We start from the raw sequence: 1,237 nt of genomic DNA, 5'->3' as shown, positions 1-1,237 counted from the left end.
CGGGCTATAGGCCAAAAGGAGTGGATGGGATCTTGATCTAGGCGCGTGTTTCTGCGGCGTTTCGGGGATCGGTATGGTCCGTGATGCTTAGTCGTGTCCCTTCCCTCGAATTCGACGACGTGCGTGCTATGCGGTTCTCGCCTGGTCAAGAATGGCCGTCACCGCTCGGGAACCCAGCGTTGGCGGTGCATGAGCTGCGGGGCCTCGGCGGTGCGGCGCCGCCCGGACGTGACCCGGCGGGAGCAGCTGCGCCGGTTCGTGTCGTGGCTGACTGGCAAACAGACCCAGGCCGAGGTCGACGGCACGCGGACTGGGCGGTCGTTTCGGCGGGACACGGCCTGGTGCTGGGACATCCACCCCCGCCCGAAACCGGCCGAGACAATCCACCATGCGGTGCTTGTCGATGGGGTCTGGATCGGCACTTGGTGCCTGCTGATCGTGATCAGCGACAAGGGCGATCTGCTGGCCTGGCAATGGTGTGCCAGGGAGAGCATCGCCGCATGGACCGCGCTGCTGGAGCAGATCCCCGCACCCGGGATCGTGGTCTCGGACGGCGGCTCCGGGCTGCCCTCCGCGTTGCGCGCGACCTGGCCCGAGACGCAGCATCAGCGGTGCATGTTCCACCTGCAGATGAACACCACCCGCCACCTGACCCGCAACCCCAGAACCGCCGCTGGCAAAGCCTTGCGCGAACTCGTGATGAACCTCAGCAGCATCGATGACGAAGAAGACGCCATCCAATGGCAGCTCACACTCGAGCAATGGTGGCAGACGTTCGGACACCTCACCCGGGAGCGGACCATGTTCCGCAACGGGCAGTGGGGATTCACTCACGACCGGCTCCGCAAAGCCTGGCTCCTGATCCGGAAAGTCACCCGCGACGGTGTCCTGTTCACCTGGATCACCTACGGCAACCCCCGCACCACCAGCCCCCTCGAAGGCGGCATCAACAGCCCCATCCGAGACCTACTGCGCCGCCACCGCGGAATGAGCGAAGCCCACCGCCGACGCGCCGTCGAATGGCTCCTCGTCCTGCGGCAGATTCCCCTCGACGAAGCACTCACCCTCGCCCTCACACCAGCACCAGCCCCCGCGCCAGACGACGACGACCAGGACGACGAAGCCCAAGACATCGGCGGGCCAGCCCTCTACGACACCGGACTAGACGCCAGCGAAGGCCTCTGGGAACGAGCCGGATGGGCAGGAAGGGGATGACACGCCCGAACCCATCCACTCC

At 66.0% G+C, this 1,237-nt stretch carries 1 protein-coding gene; it reads left to right on the top strand.

Features of this window, described 5'->3' with window-relative positions; all coding sequences use genetic code 11:
- Positions 1–93 precede the first annotated feature (93 nt).
- A complete protein-coding gene (locus FM104_RS12170; RefSeq protein ID WP_143738373.1) occupies positions 94–1,215 on the top strand; it encodes an IS1249 family transposase in 1,122 nt (373 codons plus the stop codon).
- Positions 1,216–1,237 lie beyond the last annotated feature (22 nt).

Origin of the sequence: Microbacterium esteraromaticum, from assembly GCF_900163815.1 — a bacterium.
Taxonomy (GTDB): domain Bacteria; phylum Actinomycetota; class Actinomycetes; order Actinomycetales; family Microbacteriaceae; genus Microbacterium; species Microbacterium esteraromaticum_B.
Note: the sequence above shows the minus strand (reverse complement) of the source record. Positions and strands in the feature narration are given on the sequence as shown.